9 protein-coding genes and 1 pseudogene are annotated in these 22,084 nt (G+C 58.0%); 5 read left to right on the forward strand and 5 right to left on the reverse strand.

Annotation, left to right across the window (positions count from 1 at the left end; genetic code table 11):
- Nucleotides 1–2 precede the first annotated feature (2 nt).
- Genes LDN04_RS01615 through LDN04_RS01635 form a run of 5 tightly spaced genes read left to right on the forward strand, consistent with a single transcriptional unit; the run spans nucleotide 3 to nucleotide 7,431 of the window.
- Nucleotides 3–1,064, forward strand: coding sequence for a radical SAM protein (locus LDN04_RS01615; protein WP_223905683.1), 1,062 nt, complete (start codon nucleotides 3–5; stop codon nucleotides 1,062–1,064).
- Nucleotides 1,061–2,191: a radical SAM protein gene (locus LDN04_RS01620; RefSeq protein ID WP_223905685.1), complete on the forward strand. Its 1,131-nt coding sequence runs from the start codon at nucleotides 1,061–1,063 to the stop codon at nucleotides 2,189–2,191. Before LDN04_RS01615 ends, LDN04_RS01620 begins: the two co-directional genes overlap by 4 nt.
- The gene (locus LDN04_RS01625) at nucleotides 2,191–4,032 is read left to right on the forward strand and encodes a tetratricopeptide repeat protein (protein WP_223905687.1); all 1,842 of its coding nucleotides are present in this window, start codon (nucleotides 2,191–2,193) and stop codon (nucleotides 4,030–4,032) included. The genes LDN04_RS01620 and LDN04_RS01625 overlap by 1 nt, the downstream gene beginning before the upstream one ends.
- Nucleotides 4,033–4,063: 31 nt before the next feature.
- Nucleotides 4,064–5,503 carry a B12-binding domain-containing radical SAM protein gene (locus LDN04_RS01630; RefSeq protein ID WP_223905689.1) on the forward strand — a complete coding sequence of 480 codons (1,440 nt, stop codon included), beginning with the start codon at nucleotides 4,064–4,066 and terminating at the stop codon, nucleotides 5,501–5,503.
- A 2-nt stretch (nucleotides 5,504–5,505) separates the two neighbouring features.
- Nucleotides 5,506–7,431 (forward strand): M48 family metallopeptidase, encoded by a 1,926-nt coding sequence (locus tag LDN04_RS01635; protein ID WP_223905691.1) that lies wholly within the window; start codon nucleotides 5,506–5,508, stop codon nucleotides 7,429–7,431.
- Nucleotides 7,432–7,668: 237 nt separating this feature from the next.
- Here the strand turns inward: LDN04_RS01635 and LDN04_RS01640 are convergent, their stop codons facing one another.
- The 5 genes and pseudogenes from LDN04_RS01640 to LDN04_RS01655 all read right to left on the reverse strand — a co-directional run bounded on the left by LDN04_RS01640 (nucleotide 7,669) and on the right by LDN04_RS01655 (nucleotide 22,065).
- A complete protein-coding gene (locus tag LDN04_RS01640; protein WP_223905693.1) occupies nucleotides 7,669–9,306 on the reverse strand; it encodes a tetratricopeptide repeat protein in 1,638 nt (545 codons plus the stop codon).
- Nucleotides 9,307–9,526: 220 nt separating this feature from the next.
- Nucleotides 9,527–12,910 (reverse strand): cytochrome c3 family protein, encoded by a 3,384-nt coding sequence (locus LDN04_RS01645; RefSeq protein ID WP_238482220.1) that lies wholly within the window; start codon nucleotides 12,908–12,910, stop codon nucleotides 9,527–9,529.
- Between the two features lie 3 nt (nucleotides 12,911–12,913).
- A pseudogene (locus LDN04_RS16930) lies at nucleotides 12,914–13,942 on the reverse strand (hypothetical protein); the annotation flags it as partial.
- Nucleotides 13,943–14,041: 99 nt separating this feature from the next.
- Nucleotides 14,042–18,772 carry a CxxxxCH/CxxCH domain-containing protein gene (locus LDN04_RS01650; RefSeq protein ID WP_223905696.1) on the reverse strand — a complete coding sequence of 1,577 codons (4,731 nt, stop codon included), beginning with the start codon at nucleotides 18,770–18,772 and terminating at the stop codon, nucleotides 14,042–14,044.
- A gap of 86 nt (nucleotides 18,773–18,858) precedes the next feature.
- Nucleotides 18,859–22,065, reverse strand: coding sequence for a CxxxxCH/CxxCH domain-containing protein (locus LDN04_RS01655; RefSeq protein ID WP_223905698.1), 3,207 nt, complete (start codon nucleotides 22,063–22,065; stop codon nucleotides 18,859–18,861).
- Nucleotides 22,066–22,084: the final 19 nt, after the last annotated feature.

Consider the following 22,084-nt stretch of genomic DNA (forward strand, 5'->3'; position numbering starts at 1 on the left):
CGGTGCGCCGTCTTGCAAAGCTCGCCCGCCAAATCGTCCAGAGCAATCTGGCCGAGCTCCCCTACCCCTACCGCTTGACCTATGCGGTAACCGGTCGTTGCCAGGCACGCTGCATCATGTGCAACATCTGGCAGAAGCCGCCGGCCGACGAACTTTCACTGGCGGAGATCGACGCCTTCTTTACCCGTGCCAACAAGTTCTCGTGGATCAACCTTACCGGCGGGGAACTGTTTCTGCGTGACGATATTGCCGACATCGTCCGTTCCATATCTACCCATTGCCGCGGCCTGTATCTCCTCAATTTCCCCACGAACGGCTACCAGACGGAAAAAATCGTGGCAACGGTACGAGAGATACTGGACCACCTCACCATTTCGCGCTTCATGGTCACCGTGAGCCTCGACGGCCCACGTGACCTCCACGACACGATCCGTAACCTCCCCGGGTCGTGGGACCGGGCGCTAGCCACATTCCGCCAACTCAGAACGCTGCAATCCCGGCGGTTTTCGGTCTATCTCGGTTATACCCTACAGAAGGCCAACCTCCATGCCTTGCCCGAAATGCTGGCAGCTGCTCGGCATGAGATCGGATCGCTGTCCTATGACGATATACATGTCAATCTGGCCCATATTTCAGGTCACTACTATGCCAATGCCAGTTTTACCGGTATGCCCGCCCCCCACGAGGCAGGACCGCTGCTCGACCGGATACGGATGGCACGGCGACGGAAGCTCTTCAATCCGGTTGCCTTCCTCGAACACCGCTATCAACGACTGGCCCAGGAGTATCTGCTGACCGGAACGCCCCCGCTTCCCTGTCAGGCGGCAGCAGCATCCTGCTTCCTCGACCCGACAGGAATCGTCTATCCCTGCTCAGTCTTTGCCACCCCCGTCGGTTCCCTGCGGGAGAATGACTATGACCTCTACCGCATCTGGAACGGTCCGAAGCGGCATGCCGTACGGAAAGCAGTCTGTGACGGCACCTGCCCCGGCTGCTGGACGCCGTGCGAGGCATACCAGACCATCCTTGCAAACCTGCTGACGGCCGGGAGGAGAGCGCCGTGATCAGAAGAAACCTGCGGGATATCATTGCGAAAAAGGTCAGCAAGAACGGCCTAGGATGGCTGGCCAGACGCAGCCAGCAATATCTGCTCCTTCACCTTTCCGACCTTCTCCATCGACCCCTGTGCGGCCCCGCCCTCGGGACGATCATGGTCACCTACCGCTGCAATTATGACTGCGCCATGTGCGACATGCCCCGGAAAGGGGCGACACAAGCAATGGAAGGATTGCAAGAGTTCGACACCGAGCGGTTCCGCAGAATCATCAGCGAGTTTGCCCGGCTCGGAACGGCAGGCATCGGCTTTACCGGTGGAGAGCCGCTGCTGCGGGAGGACATCTTCGAACTGCTCGCCTGCACCCGCAAACACGGGATGATCGCCCACCTGAACACCAACGGCTATTACCTCGGCGACACTGAGGCCCGTCGGATAATCGAGGCCGGAACCGACTCCGTCAACATTTCCCTGGATGGGGCAACACCGGCCACCCACGACCGGATCAGAAATCGGAGCGGTGCCTTCGAACGGGCGGCAACAGCCATCGACCGCCTCCACCGCCTGCGACGGCAGCAAAAATCGCCGCTGCGTCTCAAAATCGTTGCGGTCATCGACGAAACGAATATCGAGGAAGCACCGGAATTGATCCATCTTTCCCGTGAACTCGGGGCCGACAGCATGGACTTCATCCCTCGCCAGCCCTTTGCCCCCAACCTTTCCGGTTCTGGCAACCTCCCCGATGACATGCTCCTGGCCAGGGTCGACCGCTTGGTCGATGCGCTGCTCCAGGCACGGGAAGAAGGGGCAAGTATCGAAAATTCACCGGCACACTTGCGGCTCTTCCGGTCCTCCTTCGCCGGGCGTCCTTCCCCCGTACGCTGCAGGGCCGGTTACAACTCCCTTGCCGTTGACTGCTACGGCCGGGTCTTCCCCTGTGTTCCCTGGATAAACTGGGGGAAATTCATCGCCAACGTCCAGCAGGGGAGTCTTGTCGATGTGTGGCACTCAGCTGAATACCAGCAGCATCGAACCGTCGTCTCGCGGTGTCGGGATTGTTATCTGAACTGCCAGACGGAGTTGAACCTGCTGTTCGATCCGTTGGCACATCTGCGGATTCGCTGGAGGAAGAACTAGTGGAGGCGACGACTCACCGGCAGGAGAAATTGATTGATTTTGCCATGCTCGCCATCATGGTCGCTGTGGTGTATGGCAGGATACTCGGGCACGATTTCCTGATCAACTGGGACGACAACTGGTGCGTGCTCTACGACGAGTCCATACGCGGCTTTTCCTGGGGGCATCTCCGGAAGGCATTCACCAGCGATGTCATCGGCTCCTATGTACCGGTGGAGACCGTTTCCTACATGCTGGACTACACCCTCTGGGGTCTCAGGGCCGGCGGCTTTCTCCTCACCAACATCATCCTCCATGCCATCAATGGCCTGCTCGTGTACCGGCTTGTCATCCGCTGGTACGGGGAGAGACTGTCCGCCCTCGTTACCGCGGCGCTCTTCCTGCTCCACCCCGTCCAGGTGGAGTCGGTAGCCTGGATAACCCAGCGCAGGCTCACCTTGGCCATGCTCTTTTTCCTCCTGGCCTGGGAAGCTTATTGCCGGTACCGCGAGTCCGCTCCCGGCAAGGGGCGACTCGCCTATGCCGCATCCGTGGCCGCTTTCGTACTGGCCCTGCTGTCCAAGTCCATAACCGTGATCTTCCCGGTGGTCCTGGTGCTGTACGACCTCTGCTTTCCCGAGGGAGGCCGGCGTTTGCGGCTGAAGGACAAGATTCCGTTCATCCTTGCCGCCGGCGTCATAGCTGTCGCCACCCTGAATGTACACTCCCAGTGGGAAAGCGAGGGGACCCGGATGGACTATCCCGGTGGGAGCCCCGTGGCAACATTCTTCACCATGCTGTCGGTCTTCTGCCGATACCTGGGAATGGTGGTCTGGCCGTCAGGATTGAGCGCCATCTATGCCCCCACCATCCACCATTCTTTTGATGCCACCGTGGCCATGGCAGCATTCCTCCTTGCCATGGTGACCCTGTCGGGGGTATGGCTTTTCAGAAGAGATCGGCGACTCGGTTTCTGGGTGCTCGTCTTCTGGATTGGCCTTCTGCCCGTGTCCCAGATCGTCCCCATCAGCTTCATCATGAGCGACCGCTATCTCTACTTCCCCATGCTCGGAGTTGCAGCACTGGCCGGCGCGGGGGCAACAGTGCTGCGGGACCGGCTTGGACCGGGACGCCGTTGGATGCTTTACCTGTTGCTGGCGCTGCCGCTTGTGGCCCTGTCAGTTGCTTCGTTCCAGCGGGCAGGGGCCTGGCGCAACCCTCTGACGCTCTGGAGCGATGCCACCGCCAAGGTTCCGGCAAGTGACCGCGCCTGGGAACTCCTCGGCGAAACATACCGGCTTTCCGGAAACAAAGAGGCGGCTTTCCAGGCTTACGGGCGCGGACTCGACCTCAATCCGGCGAACACCGAGATACTGTATGGGCTGGGAGAAATGTACACCGGCTTGGGGGAACTGGACAAGGGGGCGGAGTTTTTAGAGAAACTCCTCCGGATAAAGCCGGACTATGCCGTTGGTTGGGCCGCTCTTGGCAACAACTATCAGAAACGGAGTGATTATCCGGCTGCTGAAAAAGCCTATCGACAGGCTCTCGCCATACAGCCGGATGCCATGCAGGTCGTTGCCATGCTGGGAAATCTGGCCCTTGCGCAGGGGCACCTTGATGAGGCCCGCTCCTGGTATGGCCAGATAGAGGCAAAGGGGTGGAACGATCCCGCCGCCGCCTATCAACTGGCATGTATCGAATCGGAGGCCGGCCACCGTGATGAGGCCCTGAATTGGCTGGAGAAAGCTTTGCAGCGCGGCTATAATGATTACGGCAAACTTGTCGGCGACCGGCATCTGTCGGCCATCAGGGGAGAACCCCGTTTCGACGACATTGTGCGTCGGTACGCCCCTAAATAGAACCATCGGACAACCAACTCTGGATTTCGTCATGAAAGTAAGCCTGATCTTCACCCCCAACCAGCTCAATCCCAACTACAAGGAAGTCGCCTTCAGGGATGAAAGCCTCGGTTTCGTCCCGCCGTTGAGTCTCCTGTGCGTGGCCGCGCTCCTGGAAAAGGAAGGGGTCAACGTCGATCTCATCGATATGGATGCGGAGAGGCTCGGCTATCCCGAGGTCCTGGAGCGGATAACGACATTCGCCCCTGATCTATTGGGCTTCACGATCACCACCATGAGCTTCCATCCGGTATTGAAATGGATTCGAAGGTTCAAGGAGGGGACAGGGCTGCCGGTTCTGGTCGGGGGGGAGCATGTCCGCCTCTATCCCCATGAAACCATGTCCCATCCTGCCATAGATTTCTGCATCGTCGGCGAGGCGGAACGGCCGCTTCCCGAGTTCGTTCGGGCGTTCCGGGACGGGAGTCCATTCGACGGCATCAGATCGCTCGGTTTCCGGAAAAACGGTGAACTGTACATAGACAGGACGATCCAAGCGGTCGATGATATCGACGCCATCCCCTTCCCCGCCCGGCATCTGATCAGGAATGAGCTGTACGAAAACATCCTGACCCGAAAGAAAAATTTCACCGCCATGATCTCGTCGCGCGGTTGCCCCTTCAAATGCGCATTCTGCAATGCCAACCACCAGAAATACCGCGTCAGGTCCGCCGTTAACTTTGTCGACGAAATCGAACTGAACTTCAGGCAACATGGCATCCGCGACTTCGACATCTATGATTCCACCTTCACCGCCGACCGCCAACGGGTTATGGATATCTGCGCGGAGATCGGCCGCAGAAAGCTGGAGGTGGGGTTTTCCGTTCGCAGCAGGGTGGACGTGGTCACGAGGGAGATGATCGACAGCCTGAGGGGAGCCGGGTGCCACACGATCATGTACGGCATTGAATCCAGCAACCCGGAGATCCTTGCCAGGATGCACAAGGGCATTTCGCCAGGACTGGTGGCGGAGACCATCCGTTACACCCGGCAAAGCGGCATCAAAACCCTTGGGTTCTTTCTCTTCGGTTTCCCAGGGGAAACCCGTGAAACCATCGAGGACACCATCCGCTTTTCCCTCGACCTTCCCCTCGATTATGCCCAGTTCTCCCTCCTCCTGCCGTTGCCCGACACGGAGATTTATGCATACTACCGAAAACGGGGTCTGGAAGACTACTGGGCGGAATATACCCTGGATGAATCCAAAGACGAGCTGGTTGAACTCATGGATACCGGTGTCACACGCGAAGAGGTGTCAGAGTACATAACTACGGCGTACCGGCGCTTTTACTTCAGGCCAAAGATAATCTGGAATCGGTTAAAGAACCTCGGATCATTCAGGGAATTAAGACGGCTTGCAGGTGGGGCCATCGGCATTCTCACCAATGTCGGGGGGAGAAACCCTCAACACTCCCCGAGACACGAAGGCTGAACGTGAAGAGATTGCTACGGAGTTCATCCCTTACCTGGGGAATCGGCCTGCTGGCCATGGCCATCATCGGCGTCTTCCTGGTTCGCCAGGTTTCCGAATACGATGTCTGGTTTCACCTCGCCCTCGGAAAGGAGATTCTCAGAAACGGTCTCCCTGCAACGGACCGATTTACGCTGCTCGGCATGGGACGGCCGCTCCACGACTCCCAGTGGCTTTTCCAAGTGCTGCTTACCGCGGGTTATCGCATTGCCGGTTTCTGGTGGCTGGAAGCCGTCCAGGTCATTCTCTGGGGCATGGCCTTCTGGTTTACCTACCGCTCGACACGGAAATGGACATCTCCCCTTGGCGCCTGGATGCTCCTGCTGGTAACCGCCATCGCCTGTGAAGAACGCTTCACCATTCGACCGGAAATCGTAACCTATGTGATGGTGGCAGTATTTTCATGGCGCCTCCAACAGGGAAAATACCGCTCATGGTTCGACATAGCCCTGCTGGCCGGTCTGCAAGTAATCTGGGCAAACTCCCACGGGGTATTCGTCATCGGGCCGTTCCTGGTCGGGTGCTATCTCGTGGCTGCCATCATCGAGGGGATACGGGGGGAGGGGTATACTGAAGCATGTTCGCTGGGAATAGCGGCCGGTGCCGTAACGGCGGGCTGCCTGATGACCCCCTATGGCTGGAAGAGCCTGCAGTTCGCCTGGCTCCTCTTCACCGAAGTCGGGCCGAAAGCCTCACCGGTCCTCAAATCAATCGGGGAAATGGAATCCCCTTTTCTCGCGTCTTCGCTTTCATCCATCGCCTTCTGGTGCTACCTAACTCTCATTATCTTGCTTCTGGTCACGTGGCTGGGGATGCTGCTGAAACAGAGGCGGGAGCTGTCTCTGGCGCGGACGCTGGTGGCGTTTGCCTTGCTTGCAATCTCCATGACCGCCCGGCGCAATCTCCCCCTCTTCGCCCTTGTCGCCGCGCCACTGGTTGCTGAAAACCTGTCTCTGCTCGGCACAGACCGTCTTCGGAGAATATGCGGAGCTCTGGCAGTTGCCGTCATGGTGACCATCGGCCTGGTCTGGTCGCCGCGCCCGGCCTTCCAGTATCTCAGGACCGAGATACCCTACCGTTTCGGCGTGGGGATGTCGTCCGATTATGCGCCGCTGGAGCTTCCCGCTTTCCTCGACAGGATCGGCTTTGCGGGACAGGTTTTCAACTCCCACTCCCTAGGCGGATTCTACGGGTATTACGGCTTCCCCGACCGGATACCCTTTTACGACGCTCGCCTTGAAGCCGTAGACCAGCAGGAGATGCACAGGGTATTTGAAACAATTGACCATGCCCAAGACCAGCCTGCCCCGTGGCATGAATTCGTGCGGCATTACGATATCCGGGGGTTGCTGCTCGAACACGTATCGCGGGAAGCAGCCGGGCTGCTGCCGCTGGTGTCGTCGGATCCAGCCTGGCGGCTGGTGTATCTCGACAATGCCGCCTCCTTCTGGCTCCGCACCGATCAGTCACGCCTTCCGCCTTCTCTGGTGGAATCCGGTGTGGCTGATATCGCGACACGCACCACAAACTTTGCCCAGGAGGAAAATCTCGATGTATTCCTCGACAAGACAGGTCGCTACCCGGAAGTGCGGCTCGCGCTCCTTGAACGGTTAAGTCGCCGATACGGGAAGAGCAAGTCCGTCCTGACTGAACTGGGGTTGCTCCAGGTGCGGTTGGGAAGGTTGACTGAGGCGGACCGGACGTTCCATAAGCTTCTTGCTTCGAACCCCAAAGAGCGCACGACACTGACGACGTTGGCACAAATTGCGCTGATGCGTGGCGACGAGAGTAGTGCGGAAAGTTATCTCCTCAAAGCTCTCAGCTACTATCCTGACGATCCTGACCTGAAAGACAATCTAGCCAAAGTCCGTGCAGCCGCCCTTAGATAGTGTCCATCCGGAAACTCCGGATGAGACACTATCAGTTTCCAATTCGGAAACGAGGAGTTTTTCGTTCTGGCAAGGAAAACGAGGGATTGCGCGGAGGCGTACGTCGGTACGCCGCACAAGCAAACCCGATGGTTGACGCCGCCAGGGCGGAAAAGAACTGTTTCCGGATGAAAACTAGATAATTCCACAAACACCGGTAAAGACTGACTGTGGTCTCAAGGGTCAAGAAGCTTTCCTTTACGGCAGCGTATGCCACTCTAACGGCCCCGTATCCTCTCCCGCCCGGCTAAAATCCGCCGCCGCCTCCCGCTCTCGCCCCAGCGCCTTGAGCGCGCCCCCTCGATGATAGTAGAAGTTCGGATGGGGATACATGCCAATTGCGGTCGTGAAATCCCTTACCGCGTCATCGTAACGCCCACTTTTACTGAGCGCGTCTCCACGCATGGCGTAGAGGTTGAAGACTTCCGGATTCCCCGCCTCCAGCGCCAGACGGATGGACGTGGTCAAGTCTTTCTCGGCGGCTACATAATTACCGATCACAAGGTAATAATCCCCCCGGAAGAAATAAGCCCTCCCTATGGGCCGGAAGCTGATAAGCCTCGACCAGAGGGTTTCCGAGTTTGTCCAGCTGGCGATAAGCCGTTCCGTCGTGGCAACGTAGAAAACCAATAGAGATGCAATGAGCACGGAAAGGAGAATAGCAGGATATCGTTGAGCAGAGGCCTTTGACTTCTTATGAACAAAGGCAATGCCGGCCGCCGCCGCGATGCTCGGAGCAACTGAAGGAAGATAGGTAAAGCGGGCGGCATACGCCTGCACACCGTTCTGAAAAAATGCCAGAACTGGCACTAGCGGGATGATGAAAAAGAACCACGTTGCTGGCAACCATGGGGTCTTACGACCAGCATAGATGACGCTGCAAGTGAAGCCAGCCACCAGTGCCGTTATTACGGCGTAACGGGAAGGGACCGGGATGGGGATGAGATACAGATGGATGATTCCCACGGGATAGAGCAGCATCCTGCAGTATTCCACTATTGCGCTGCCGGAGAGCATGAGTCTCTGGTAGAAGGAAAGGTCGGCGGTTGAAATGAGTATGCGGCTCTCCGCCGCAAAATGAAGGGTCAGCAGGGAAATGGCTGCCGCAATAAGCAGGTAGGGAATCTTCTCCACCAGTACTGACCGTATATTCTCCCGCCTGAAGCGCCCCAGGGGATACCAGTCGGCGATGAGCAGCATGGCAGGAATAACCACACTCACCGATTTCGCCATGAGCGACAGAAGGAACAGCACGAGGGAAACGACATACCAACGGCCGGCTGCATCTTTCAACCCATGAAGCTCCCTGTCTCCCACGTAGCGCAGATAACAGAGAATGGAGCCAAGGGAGAACAGGCCATTCAGCACATCCTTCCGCTCCGTTACCCATGCCACCGACTCTACCCGCAACGGGTGAATCCCCCACAATAGGCCGGCGAGAAGTAGCATCAAGAAGCTTATATAATCAGGCTGTTCCCGGTCCCCGGTCACCGGTCCCCGCTTTATGAGCCGGTCTGCAATCAACACCACCAGCCCTGTATTGATAGCATGGAGAAGGATATTGGTCAGATGGTAGCCAACGGGGTTCAGCCCCCAGAAACGATAATCCAGGGCAAGGGAAAGCCAGGTGAGCGGCATCCAGAAACCGACATGGGGTTGGGTGAACACGGAGAAAAGGAGATTCCCGTCAAGCTGACGTATGATCGGATTGTTCTGGACGTACGCGGGATCGTCGTAGTTGACGAAATCGCACCCCAGTGCCCGCAGATAGACCAGCAGGCAAACAAGCCCGGCAGCCAGCGCAGCGGTAACAGTAGGATTGGTGGTACGCTTCACAGGGTCTCCCTGAAAAAGAATAGAGGCGGGGCCATCCGGCCCCACCTCCTCAATTCACTGCATATCAACACTATGGTTCACTTCGTTTCAGCAGGGATGCACATTCGCTGAACCAACCACCTTCGGTTTCGTGTAGGTCTGCTTTTTCATCGTTTCATCTCCTTTCCGCACTCACTTGCCGTTTGTGCAAGAGTTGGACCTCGTCACTTCTCATGTCACCTTACCATGGCGTTTTTGAGTTCCAGCGCTGCTTCATGGGATAGGTGGTATCTATCGTGTTGGCGTTGTCATGGCAGCTGTTGAAAGCCCCGGTGGCTGTATTGCCAAACCACCATGTACCGGGATTCTGGGCCGATTGGCGTGGGCTGGTTGTCGGACTGTAGTACCCGCCACCGACCGGGAACCGGCCCCGCCCTTTTCCGCACTGGCCGGTCGTTACTTCATGGAAACCATCATCGGTCGGATTGGCATAGCCGGTCGAACTGGCAACACCGGCAACTGTCGTTACACCGATTATGCCCGTGGTCCCCTTCTGCCCCCGGTGCTCGAAGTTGAGACAGTTGACGGCCATGAGGCGGGGCAACCGGTAGTTGTGGGGGGCATGGCACTTGGAACAGGTATAGGAGTGAACCTTGTTGTTCGCATTGCCATCCGCCGCCGTGGATGTCGTTGCCCATCCCTTTACCGTGCCATGAATCCTGGACCGCGATTTCCAGGCGTCCGGCGCCACGTTCTGGCCCGCCTTGGGTGCCAGTAGCGTCTTGCTGTGGCAGTCGAGGCAGAGACCGCCAAACTGGGTGTCCGTCTCCGTAACCCGGTTCGTGGTATCGGCGAGGTTCCATTCCCTGGCGGTTTGCGCAGTCCCGAAGTTGACCTGGTTCACGGTGGTAGAGCCACCGAAGGTGTTCTGGTCGATGTAGTACCGTGGTGTACTGCTCACATTCTGCTTGTTTGGCCGCTGTGTGTTTGAACCGCCATGGTTCGTCCCGCCACGCGACTCATTAGTGGCTACCGGAGTTACGTCCTCCTTGTAGGGGGAGGTCATCCAGGTCCCTTTCAGCAACGGCACCGAGTACTTCTGGTTGAGGGTCGGACTGACACCGTGCGGATCGTGGCACGGCGTGCAAAGCCCGTTGATCTGGTGCTGGGCGTCGGGAGGGTTGTCCAGCGTCGACGAGGCGCCGAAATGGCCACCCTTGTTTGCTACTATGGTGGCTTTATAGGCATACCTCTGGGCAGGGCCGAAATAATCGCCGGCAACGGTCGGAGTCTTGAAATACGGTGAATCCCAGTACCCTATGATGCGCTGCGTTGCACCGAAGGTCCCCTGGTAACCCCATGGCACCGTCGCGCCGGCGGTGGAGTTCAGATGGCAGTCGAAGCAGAGTCCCGCGCCCGGATTGTATTTGGCGTTGGCAGTAGTGGAATCGGACGAGGGCTGGTAATTGGCAGTGTAACCGCCGATACCGTTGTCCGTGTCCTTCAGGATCGCGCCATGGTTGCGCCCCGTGGCGCTGGAATAGTTGCTGGTGATCCCTTTGACCGTCGAGCCATGAGAGTTATGGCAGTCATAGCAGAGAACGTTCACCGCCCCGCTGGTATCAGTTAGAGAACTGTCTATACCATTAGTGGTGCTCCAGCCACGCTTATTGAAAGACGTGTTACCATGGGCTGAGAACGCCTTTACCACCGTATCCTTGGCATTGACGTTATGGGCGTTGGTTCCGGAACTGGAGTATTTGCCCCATTTCACTCCGCCTGTCTGTGAGTATCTCTCGTCGATGCTTTTGCCGTCCCACGCGTACTTCTGGGGCGTATTACCGTCACCGAAGGGAACGGCCGTCGCACTCGCCGCGCTATGGCAGCCGATGCAGACCGTGTTCAGCTTCTGTATATCATGGCGCGTGCCGGTGGCGGAATATGGTACGAACGTTGTAGTACTGCGCGCCACAGGTCGCGCACCGCTCTGGTACACAACCAAGTCCACCGTTGAGCCGGTCTTGAGGGAACCGCCGTGATAGTTGACGTTGACCGTACCATCAATGTTCGCTTCCCAATGGCACTGGTAGCACTGTTGATCCGTAACGCCGGCACCCTGGATATGGTGGGAATTGCCGCTGCTGAACTGGCTCATCACGGCGGACCGGTCGCTACGTTGGACGAACTTGTGGCAAATGGTACAGCCGCCGATCGCCTTGAAACCCTGGTTATGCTTATGGCAGGCGATACAGTCGACCTGTTTTGCCTGATTCTCGTGACCGACGATCGCCGTCATGCTCTGCTTGTGATACCAGGTCTGTGAATGGCAGACCTCGCAGATCTTGGTGGAATTGGTGATCGCCGCCGAATAGACCCCGAAGCTCGGGTTGGTACCATCGTTCACCGTCGTCTTGGACTGGAACAGCACCGCGCTGCCGGGGAATGCGGTCGCATCCGGCGCCGTGAGGGTCACCTTGATGCGGGAGATGTTGGTAGACCCTGGAATATGGCAGGTGGTACAGTCGAAGGCGCCGTACTTGGTGCCGGGAAGTCCCCAGCCGCCATTGGCATTCCAGTAGGGAGTGCTCTTGGAGATATTGGTTGCGTTGGTGCTGTTGTGAAGAAGATCATTCTGTGTCCAAGAGGAGACGATGGTGGTTATAGCACTGTCGGACTGAGTGGTGTGGCCAGCGCCGCTCACATTGACCTGAGATGTCAGGGTGTTGCCAACGACGGCTGCCGCCTGGGCTTTTACCGTGAGGGTGGTGTTGTAGGTCGCACCCGGAGCCAGCGCGCCAGTGGTGGTGCTCCCCAGTACAGACGGAAGGACGAAGCTTGCAGTGTTCCCCGTTTCCGTGCCGACGGCAATGGTGAAGGGGGTACTGCCGCAGAATGAGTTGTCGTTGTTCGTGACGGACAAGGCATAGGACGTCTGCTGCCCTTTCTGAACACCAGCATCCGCACTCAGGGTCACGGTCGGCGCATTCGCCGTGCAGGTTCCGGCATTGACGGTAAAGACGTTGTTACCGGTTCCCGTCTGGCCGCCCGGAAGTGTAACGGTAACACTTCTCAGGCCGGTGGCTGCGCCTGCTGTTATGGTAATATTCGCCGTCAGCTGGGTTGCACTCACATACGAAGTCGAATTGACCGTAATCCCCGTTCCGCTGAAAGCCGCTGACGCGCCTGACAGGAAGTTGGTACCGGTGATCGTCACGTTCAGGTTATTGGTCCCCTGGCCCGCATTGTTGGGGCTTGTGGCGGTGACCGTCGGTGCCGGGGCCGCGTTGACCGTGAACACGCCGGTGCCGGTGCCGGCACTTCCCCTCGCGTTGGTTACCGTCACGTTCCTCGCGCCGGTTGTGGCGTCCGGTGCGACGTCAATGTTTGCGGTGAGAGAGGTGGCGCTGGTATATGTAACACTGTTCACGGTGATACCGGTACCGCTGAATACAACGGTCGGTGCAGTGGGCGTGTTGCTGAAACCGGTACCGGTAATGGTGATGTTCTGGTTGGTCTGTCCCTGGGTCCGGCTGTTGGGCGTCGTGCTGGTCACCGTCGGTGCAGCATTGACCGTGAAGACGCCGGTACCGGTACCGCTGCCGGTATCGGGGTTGGTCACCGTCACGTTACGTGCACCCGTGGTCGCCGTTACGGTGATGTTTGCAGTTAGTGAGGTAGCAGAATTGTAGGTTGTGCTATTTACGGTGATGCCTGCACCAAACGACGCCGTGGCGCCACTCTGGAAACCGGTACCGGTGATGGTAACATCAGCCGTGTCGCCGATCTGCAGGGCGTTGGGAGAGGTGGAGGTTACTGTGGGATTAATTATAGTTACTGCTGGGCTAAGTACTGCACCAACTATACCTCCGCGAATCGCACCAAAACTGTAACTGGGAGTAACTGTTTCAGCTGATGCAGACGCTCGCGAAGCCGCATACGAATAGTTGCCTGAGGCAGCAATCTGATTAGGAGTTGCTGGGTAGGCTGGTGTATAAGTGCTTCCTGTAACAGTTGGTGCAGTATTAACGTTTACAACTGTACTCAGCACAGAATATCCACCTGCTGGCACAGCAAGTCCTGTACCGAACGTAAGTGCTGTAGCGGCGTTGTTTACATATGTGTTATACGTTGGTGCCGGGGCAACTTGATCTACATCCTTAAAACAAGCAGCATAAATATGGGTGCCTGACAAACTCGTAGTGCTAAGTGATACTGTTATTGTATTATTTGCTTTTGCAGCAATGCCAGTTTCACCTAGATAAAAGATTTTCGTCATTCGACGCTGGGTGTCATCTGATGTAACCACTTCAGTCAACGTGTTAGTCGCACCAGTTCCTCCGTAAGTCACTGAAGTTACTGGTGTCGCTGCTGGGGTACCATTGTATGCGGTCTCAACCACTACAATTAGCATACGATTATTGTCTGTTCCTGTAGTACCAGTACCGGAAAACGTAGCTGTTACTGTCCCCCCTGTGGTTCCGGTCCCAATAGGTGCAGCAGTAAAGTTCGTAAGTGCTGATACAGCCGCCTCAGCCCCCTTTGGCTTATACCATCCTTGGTATGTAAACACGCTTACAAGCAGGGTGAGAGTCGTTACCAACCCGACCTTGACCCACAGATTCATCCCCCGAATTTTCTTCGCTATGACTCTTCCCATGGTGACCTCACCTCAGATTTTTAACGTTGGAAACGGAACTTTAGCATGCGTTTGCCGACCGGTCCACCCTTTCAGGCAGACCGGTCGGCATCGCGTTAACTACAGGCTGTCGTGGCAGATGGTGCAACTAATGGCCTTGCCGTAATCGTTGGTCCAGTTGACCGCCTTGCCGTTGTGGCAGGAGATGTTGGAGCAGTTGCCGCCGCTGAACATGGTGTTGCTGAGTGCGGTCTTGGCGGTGTCGAAGGAACCGGAGGCGCTCGGACCGCCTTTGAACGCACTTCTCGTCCAGACCGTGGAGTCGTAGCTGGCCGGCCGGAGCTGAGCCTTGGATTTCACGTTTATGGCGGCGAAGGAGACATCCTTCGCACCGTTAACGTGCTTGTCGAGGCCGGTGATCCGGGCAGCGCCCGTGGCATCGGCGTTGCTGCCCGTCGTGTTGCCATGGCAGGCAACGGCGGAACAGCTGCCGTTGTACTTGTTCCGTGCGACGTTGACCGTCAGACCGTGACAAATATTACAGCCGATGGTAGTCGACTGGGCCGGATCGCCGTGACTGGAGGCAACGGTGGTCGTTGCGGTTGCCCCAATCTTGCCGGAGTAGCCGGGACCGGCATAGATATCAGCCTGATGGATGGAGGCGTAGTTCGTATGGGCCGCATGGGAATCGTTGGTCGGCGAGTTCGCGTGACACATGCTGCAGCGCGTAGCGGCAGTCATCGTCGTGTTCCAGGCCGGCGTCGTCACGAAGGTCCCCTTGCCGTCGCTGTGACAGTATACGTTCAAGCACTTGAGCGTACCCGTGCCCGGTGCTTTGTCAGTAGAAGGATTAACGTTTTTCGCCCGAAGAGAACTGACCCCGGTCCTGACGTCGAGTTGCACTTCGACGGTGTCGTCGGCGTGATACACACCCCTGTCGATCGGGTGACAGTTGCCGCACCCGAAGGCGTAGGCCTTCCAGGTTACGCCGTCGGTGTCGGACCCAGCTGACTGGTTAGCGGTGTAGGCATAGAAGGGTATGGTCGCCAAGTTGAGCCCACCCATGTGCCGTTTGTGGGCACCGGAGAGAGTATTGACGTCATGACAAGCCGCGCAGGTGAGGGTATCACCCCACTTAGCGGTGCCGGCAAAGTGGCATCTGCCGGTGAGACCGGATACGCCGATCCCCGCACAGGTTCCGCCGGTGGAAGCGTAGGTATAACTGGCGATAGTGGTAGTCAGATTCGGCTGTATGTTGTACTGACCGTTAACATGGTTAGCAGCGGTGGCTATCGTGGTCCCGTCGGTGGTGGTGGCATAGTGGCAACGGGAACAATCCGTCGGGTGCTTGGCGTGGCTGTTGGTCTTCAGCGAACCGTTGGCATACTCCGGCTGACCGTTGGTATTGCCGCCGCCGTGACAGGAACCGCAGTTGAGCGTTCCCGACCAGGTCGGATTGGTGCCGGCAGTGATAGTCCGTCCATCCGACTGGGCTGTCCCACCGGTACCCTTGCTGTGGCAGTAGGTACTCGTGCAGGTGGTGCCGTCCCAGCTGCCGCTAACGGTGCTGTCGAACGCCACATCCTTCACCTTGTTCAGGTGCATGTGAACGCTGGAAATAGTGGCAAAGGTCGTGGAGTCGACAGTGGACTTGACCGTTCGCGCATGGCATTTGACGCAGGCGAATTTGTAACCGGCTGCGGTACCCACGTGCTTGACGTGCGGGGTAGAAGCCGGCGGGTTAGCTGCAGTACCGCCATGGCAGCTGTCACAGTTAACCGTCGGCGGTGTAGCCCAGGAGATGGCGGCATGGGTCGGCGAGGCGGTGCTGGTGCCGTTGCTGTGGCAGTAGGTGTTGGAGCATGTTGTGCCTGACCAGGTACCACCGGCCCATGCGGAGAACGCCACGTTCTTGACCTTGTTGACATGATACGTCTTGTCGCTCAGGGCCGTGTTGCTCGAAGCCGTCAGGCTATGGCAGGAATTACACGATATGGTGTTGCTATTAGCATAGGTAGTGACATGCTTCAGGTGAGAAGCGGTCCCTGACCAGGTTGCATCACCCGACTTGTTGTGGCAGCCGCCACAGTCGAGCGTTCCGTTCGGTGAGGCCCAGTTGAACGAGGAGTTTACCGGGTTGCCGCCGTTACCATTGCTGTGGCAGTACGTGGAAACGCAGGTACCGTTGGTCCAGTTAAAGCCGTTATCGGTCGTCCCCTGGGTGGTAACGTAGGTGTAGCTCCCCTTCCGTGTGGCGGAAGTAAAGCCGAAGAACACCTGGCCTGCGCCCTTGGGATCTGCGGGTCCCGTGGCGTGAACGGCATAGGAAGAACCAGGGCGGTGGCAGGAAGAACAGGCAAACCGGTAAGTGGTGGAGGTGCCGCTGTTCCCCGGTGTCATGGTGTAGCTCGTGGGAAGAACGGTTGTGTCTTCCCAGTGCTGGCGGTGGGCAGTGGTCGCAGACCAGTTATTGATACCAGTACCCGAAGCTGCCGCATTGGCACTGTGGCAGGTATTGCACGCCAGCGGTACGCCTACGGTGAGTCCCCACTGCGGAGATGCGGAAGTACCGTGGCAGTAGGTGGCGGAACAGGTGGTGTCCGCATTATAGACGCCTGTTTTGCCCGCAATCACCTTGAAGGCGACATCTTCTTTGTTGTTCAAATGGAGGGTTGAGTAGTTGCGCAGTTTGCCGGCAACTGCCGCGTCCACGGTACGGTAGTGACAGGTGGCACAACCGGTGGTGTCGGTAACACCCGCGCCGGCCACGTGCTTGGTGTGGCTATTGGGAGTGGTGCTGCCCGCGCCACCGCTCACGTAATCGGGCGCACCGGTCGTCGTATTGCTGGTACCGTGGCAGCCGTTGCAGCCATAGGTCGTAGCTGAATTCCACGCCGCAGGATTGACGTAGACCAGACTCGTGGCGTTGCCGTTTGAGTGGCAGTAGAAGTTGGAGCACTGCTTCGTTCCGTTGTCGTAGCGGGAAGGCCCGCCTGCACGGAGGCCGGTATAATCCACGAACTTGTTGACGTGGGCCGTGGTCCCGGTGGTGGCATTCAGGGTGGTGTTATCGGCTACCGTCTTCTGGTGGCAATCGACGCAGCCGAAGCTGTTGTTGGTACCCAGTACGGCGGCGTTGTTCACGTGGGCGGCATGCTTGACGGACAGGGCTGTGCCGCTCGGGCCATTGGCCGTGGCGCTGCCGTGGCATGAGGTACAGTTAAGCGTTCCGCTCCCCCAGGTAACTGCCGGTGCATAGGTGGGAGTTCCCTGGCCGTCACTGTGGCAGTAAACGTTCGAACAGGAGCTGTAGCCGGTGCCGGGAGTAAGGGAAGCCGCATTATAGGTTGCCGAGGCACCGAAGTAGTCGGGGATGCCGACGTTGATCTCGTAGTTGGCGTGTTTTTGGGCCATGTTATTGTGACATGCTGAGGAGCTGCAAGTTGTGGGTGCCCAAGCACCAGCAGTCTGGTAAACGTGGCAGGCGGCGCACACTTCCGAGGCGGTAATGCCGAATTTGAACGTGAGATGTTTCGTATGGCTTCCCGTCGTAAGAGGTGTCGGTGTCCCGATGGCGAAACCGCCGGCATCGTGTTTGAACTGGATGCCATGACAGGTTCCGCACTGGCCGGATGCAGGGGTACCCCACGTCGGGGTCTGGTAAGTTGGAGGCCATGTACCGCCGTTCCCTTGACCTGATGAATGACAGTAAACCGTCGCACAAGAGGAATATCCTGGACCGGCCGCTTTTACGGACGGCGATGCGGGCGTTGCCGGTTGGCCATTATAGGTGCCGTTTTTCGCGGAAGAGGTATTGTCAAAGGCAACTTCGACCTGCCCGTCGACATGATTCGCGACGGTTTTTATGGTCATGCCCGAGGTAGCGGTCACCGCATGGCACGTCACGCACTTGATCTGGGTATAACCCAACGTGTAACCATTGACATGGGCCTGATGACTGCCGGTGGCCATGGGATCGGAAGATGCAAGGTCCGCCTTGTGGCAGCCGGCACAGGTAAGGGTACCTCCCCAGGTTGCCGTCTTGTTGGGGGGGTCAACACTGGTGTTCGCCTTGGTACCGGGGCTGTGACAGTACAAATTGGTGCAGTTGCCGTTGCGGGCAGGGCTCTTGCTCGGCAGGTAGTTGGGATAGCTGACATTACCGCTGTAGGTTCCGCCGTTGTTGGGTGTTGCGGTGAAGAGAACCTGCAGGCCGCGATTGCCGGCGCTGGTTGCGTGGGCGAACTTGTTTGCCTCGGCGGTGTGGTCGGAGTGGCATTTTACGCAGGAATCGGTGGTGGTGCCATAGTAGGTTGCGTGTTTCTGGCCAGCAACGGGGTGATTGCCGTCGGCGGGTGCAGCCAGATGGCATTGGTCGCAGTCGTTCGTGGAGCTGTCGGTGTAGGTGAATTTAGCGCTTCCCCAGGTAGGGGTCACTTTCTCGAAGTGGCAATTGACATTGGAGCAGGTGCCCAATGCAGGTGTGGCAGACTGGGCAAAGGAAGTTCCCCTGGAGTAGGCACCGGTTGCCGGCGAGTTGTTGATATTCGAGGAGAACCGGATAAACCCGTCGCGATGGGCGTTATTGTAACCCGCTACACCACCACCGTGGCAAACACCGCAGTTACCCGCCGTTGCGCCAGCAGGCTGGTGGGTCTGGTGATTCCCCTGAAATCCACCTGTTGCAGTATTGCGCGTAGCATCGTCCAGCGGCGGCATGCCGTGACAGCCGGCACAGTCCGTTATCGGCGCAGCATGCACCGTACCTGTCTGAACAAGTAACGCTATTAGCGAGAACAAGACAGCAATCACGGGTATCAGACTGTTCCCAGCTACACGATGTCTTTTCATTGCCAACTCCTTATAAATAAGCAAACCGGACTCTATATTTTTTCGGCGGGGGTGGCAAGCCCACCCCCAATATTCACGTTAACAGGTTACGGAGCCCAAACCGGCGTGGGCTTGAAGTGGCAGCTCACGTTGGAGCAGCTTCCCGCTGTGGTGCCCGTCGTGCTTGTGCTGTTAAGCGGCCCGCTGTACTTCGTGCGATCAAGCACCGTACCGGCATTGAACTTGTAGCTGTCGTCCACGTCGATGGTGATATCCCTCTGGAGCGGCGTGTAGGGTGCCGGCACCGCGATGATGTGGGTAGTGGGTGCCATCGAACCATTAGCATGGCATACCGTACAGTTGGCCCATCCTTCGGACGGCCTGGCGGTCTTTTTGATGTGGCCGGCACGGGCGTGGACGCCGCCGCCGGTGTCGTAGTCTTCCGCACGGGCGCTGGTGTAATTACCCTGGATGCGCTTGCCGGCAAGTTCTGTGGACGGAACCGGCGGATAGCCGTGGCACTGGTCGCAGGCCTTGGGCTTGAATGCGTAGGTATCCTTGTGGGCATGGCAACCGAGGCAGTTGGTCGTCGGGTGGTTGGTCCCTTCATCGACGCCGTTCCGGTAGTGGGTTGTCAGCGTATGGCAGACCTGGCAGAGGCCTTTGTAGGGAGGGGTCAACTGGACAAAGTTGCTGCCGTTATAATTGATGGTAGTGGAAGAAAGGGCACCGAACTTGATCTTCGCCCGTACCATCTTGCTGAAGGTTGTGCCGTGGACATCGTGACAGACCTTGCAATCCATGGTCGGGTTCGACTCTTCAGACCCGTTCTTGGCTATAACGTGGGTCGGCACCTGCTTGCTCGCCGGAGCGTTAGCATTGTGGCAGGTCGTACATAGGTTGTTGTCGTTTGCCGCGAGGAGGCGCTTGGGATCGGCCAGTGCCACCGACGAAATATGAGCCTTGTTGGCATCATGGCAGCTCTGGCAAGTGTTGCTCGCCGGATACTGGCCATGGCCGCCGGAGGTGAAGACTGCGCTGTCCTTATAGGGAGCAGTTGCCCCGCCGATGATGGAGAGCGTTGCGCCCGAGTGGCAGCTCTGGCAGGTGACGCGGCCCGTGTTCCAGACATAGGTCCCTGCCGTCGGATGGCAGGTGGTACAGGCAGTAGCGGCATAATCGATGGTACCGCTCACGTGCGGTGCAGAGGTTTCATTGACATAGGTGGTATGGCAGTTCTGGCAGTTGACCGGCAGGGCGGACGTGTTGAAATTCGGGCCGTAGGTTGCCGTGAGGTGGGCGGTATGACCGTTAGTGGCAAGCGCGTTGGTTGCATGACAGGAGTTGCACTGGCCGGTCGAAGGGGTGGTCCAGACCGGGTTGGAGTAGACAGCCGCTACACCGGTCGTGCTCGCGGCACCACCGTTGCTGTGGCAGTAGATGGCAGAGCAGCTGGCGCCGCTCAGGGCATTGGCTCCAACCGCGCCGGAGAAGAGGACATCCTTGACCATGTTGACGTGTGTACCACCGGATTGCCGCGCGGTTGCCAGCAGGGTCGTGTTGTCGCTTACCGTCGCGGCGTGGCATATTACGCAACCGTAGGCTTCGTTACCCGCACCACCTGCGGCATGTTTCGTATGGGCGTTGGTGGCAGGGGTGGCGGCATGACAGGAACCGCAGCGAGCAGCACCGGACAGCCCCATGATGGTTCCAGCACCTGCAGCCCAACGCGGAGCCGAGGCGGGATAGGCGATGCCGACGCCTGCAGGATTGCCGTTACTGTGGCAGTAGGTAGTCGTACAACTGCCTGCGTTGGTATAGGCCGCCGGATTGTAGGTCGGATTGGCAACGCCACCATCGGAAGCGATGATGCCGGTCTTGGTAATGAACACCTGCTGGAAGTTGCCGTTGTTGTGGCTGTTCCCCTTGTGGCACTCGATGCAGCCGAAATTGTAGCCGGTACCGCCGGCGGCATGGGCACCATGGGGTGTCTGGGACTCATTCTTGAATACACCGGAAAGCGAGTAATCCCTGGGGCCGTCAACCGCGTAACCGCTCGGCCCCTTGGCGACGTTCTGGACCGGGGGATAGCCGTGGCAGGAGGTGCAATTCGCCGAGAAACCCTGAGAATGGCTGTGACATTTGAGGCATTCGTTTGCATTTTCATACTGATGGTCCGCAACCGTGTTGGGGAGCGGAGAGTGGCAGGCAAGACAGACCCCGCCGCCCGTTGACTTGTTGAAATTTTTCAGGGCTGCAGAGGTGTACTGGTAGAGCACGCGGACGTTTCTCACCGCCCCGTACTGGGTGGAGACGTTCATGTAGCGGTTGATCAGGAAGACGTTCTTGATTCCATTCGGGTCACCTAAGGGATCGTAATCCACATGGCCGCCGTGGCAGTCGGCACACTGGATGTTCTGGTTCTTTGCACCGTTGTGGTTACGCATCGAGGCCAGGGAATTGGCTGGATTGTCGGCCGACTTGTGGCAGTTGACGCAGATGTTGCTGTCGGTGACCGTTTTGCCTCTCAGGTTGGTCCGCAGCAGGAGTCCTTTCGACGAGGAAAGCCGCCCCATGACTGCACTGGAATTGTTATCGAAGGTGCTGGCATTGGAGTCGGCAAAGTGGGGAGCATGGCAAGTGGAACAGAGCACCAGCCCGTTAACAAGCTTCATGTTCGCCGTCGGGTTGGTTGCATTGTTGATTGGCTGGCTATAATAGTTGTTCGGCTTGGTCGTTGGCCCTCTGCTCGCATCGGAATAGGCAAAGTTGACGGGGTGGGTCCCCTGGGTGGACGTCGTCTGGTTACGGCTTGTGTGGCAGTCCATGCACATCTGGTCCTGGTCGTTTCTCATCCGGAGGAGCGGCTTGGAACGCTTGGGATTGGTCCCAGTGTAATCGGCATACCCCACATGTATCGAGTGGCAGCGGGCGCAACTGACCGTGCCGGTTATGGACGATGGAGTATTCATGTTAAGATTGGTCGGAGGGGTTGCTGCTGCTGCGGGAACCCGGTCAGGAGCCGCCCAGTTATGGGAGGTCTGTTTTCCCTTGCCGGAAGTATAGGTCCCCATCGCCGTCGTGCCATAGGGGTTTGCCAAGTCCGTCTGCTGAAATTTGTGGACGGTTTGGGGGTTGCTCTGGTTATGACAGGCGAAACAGATATTGTTGGTGCCCTTTGTCCCCAGGTTCCGGTGGGTGACGTGACAGACCGTACAGTTATAATTGTGCGGTGCGTCTATGGCCAGTGCAGCGGTCGTCGCCAGCAGAACCAGCGCCACGGCCCCCAGGGTGTATGCAAATCGTCTTTTCATGGTTGCGCTCCTGAAAAGC

The organism is Geobacter sp. AOG1 (assembly GCF_019972315.1).
Lineage (GTDB): Bacteria > Desulfobacterota > Desulfuromonadia > Geobacterales > Geobacteraceae > Geomobilimonas.

Coding starts and splice junctions, on each gene's coding strand:
- LDN04_RS01630 (WP_223905689.1), top strand. CDS start 4,064: ATGAAAGTAAGCCTGATCTTCACCCCCAACCAGCTCAATCCCAACTAC.
- LDN04_RS01650 (WP_223905696.1), bottom strand. CDS start 18,772: ATGAAAAGACATCGTGTAGCTGGGAACAGTCTGATACCCGTGATTGCT.
- LDN04_RS01655 (WP_223905698.1), bottom strand. CDS start 22,065: ATGAAAAGACGATTTGCATACACCCTGGGGGCCGTGGCGCTGGTTCTG.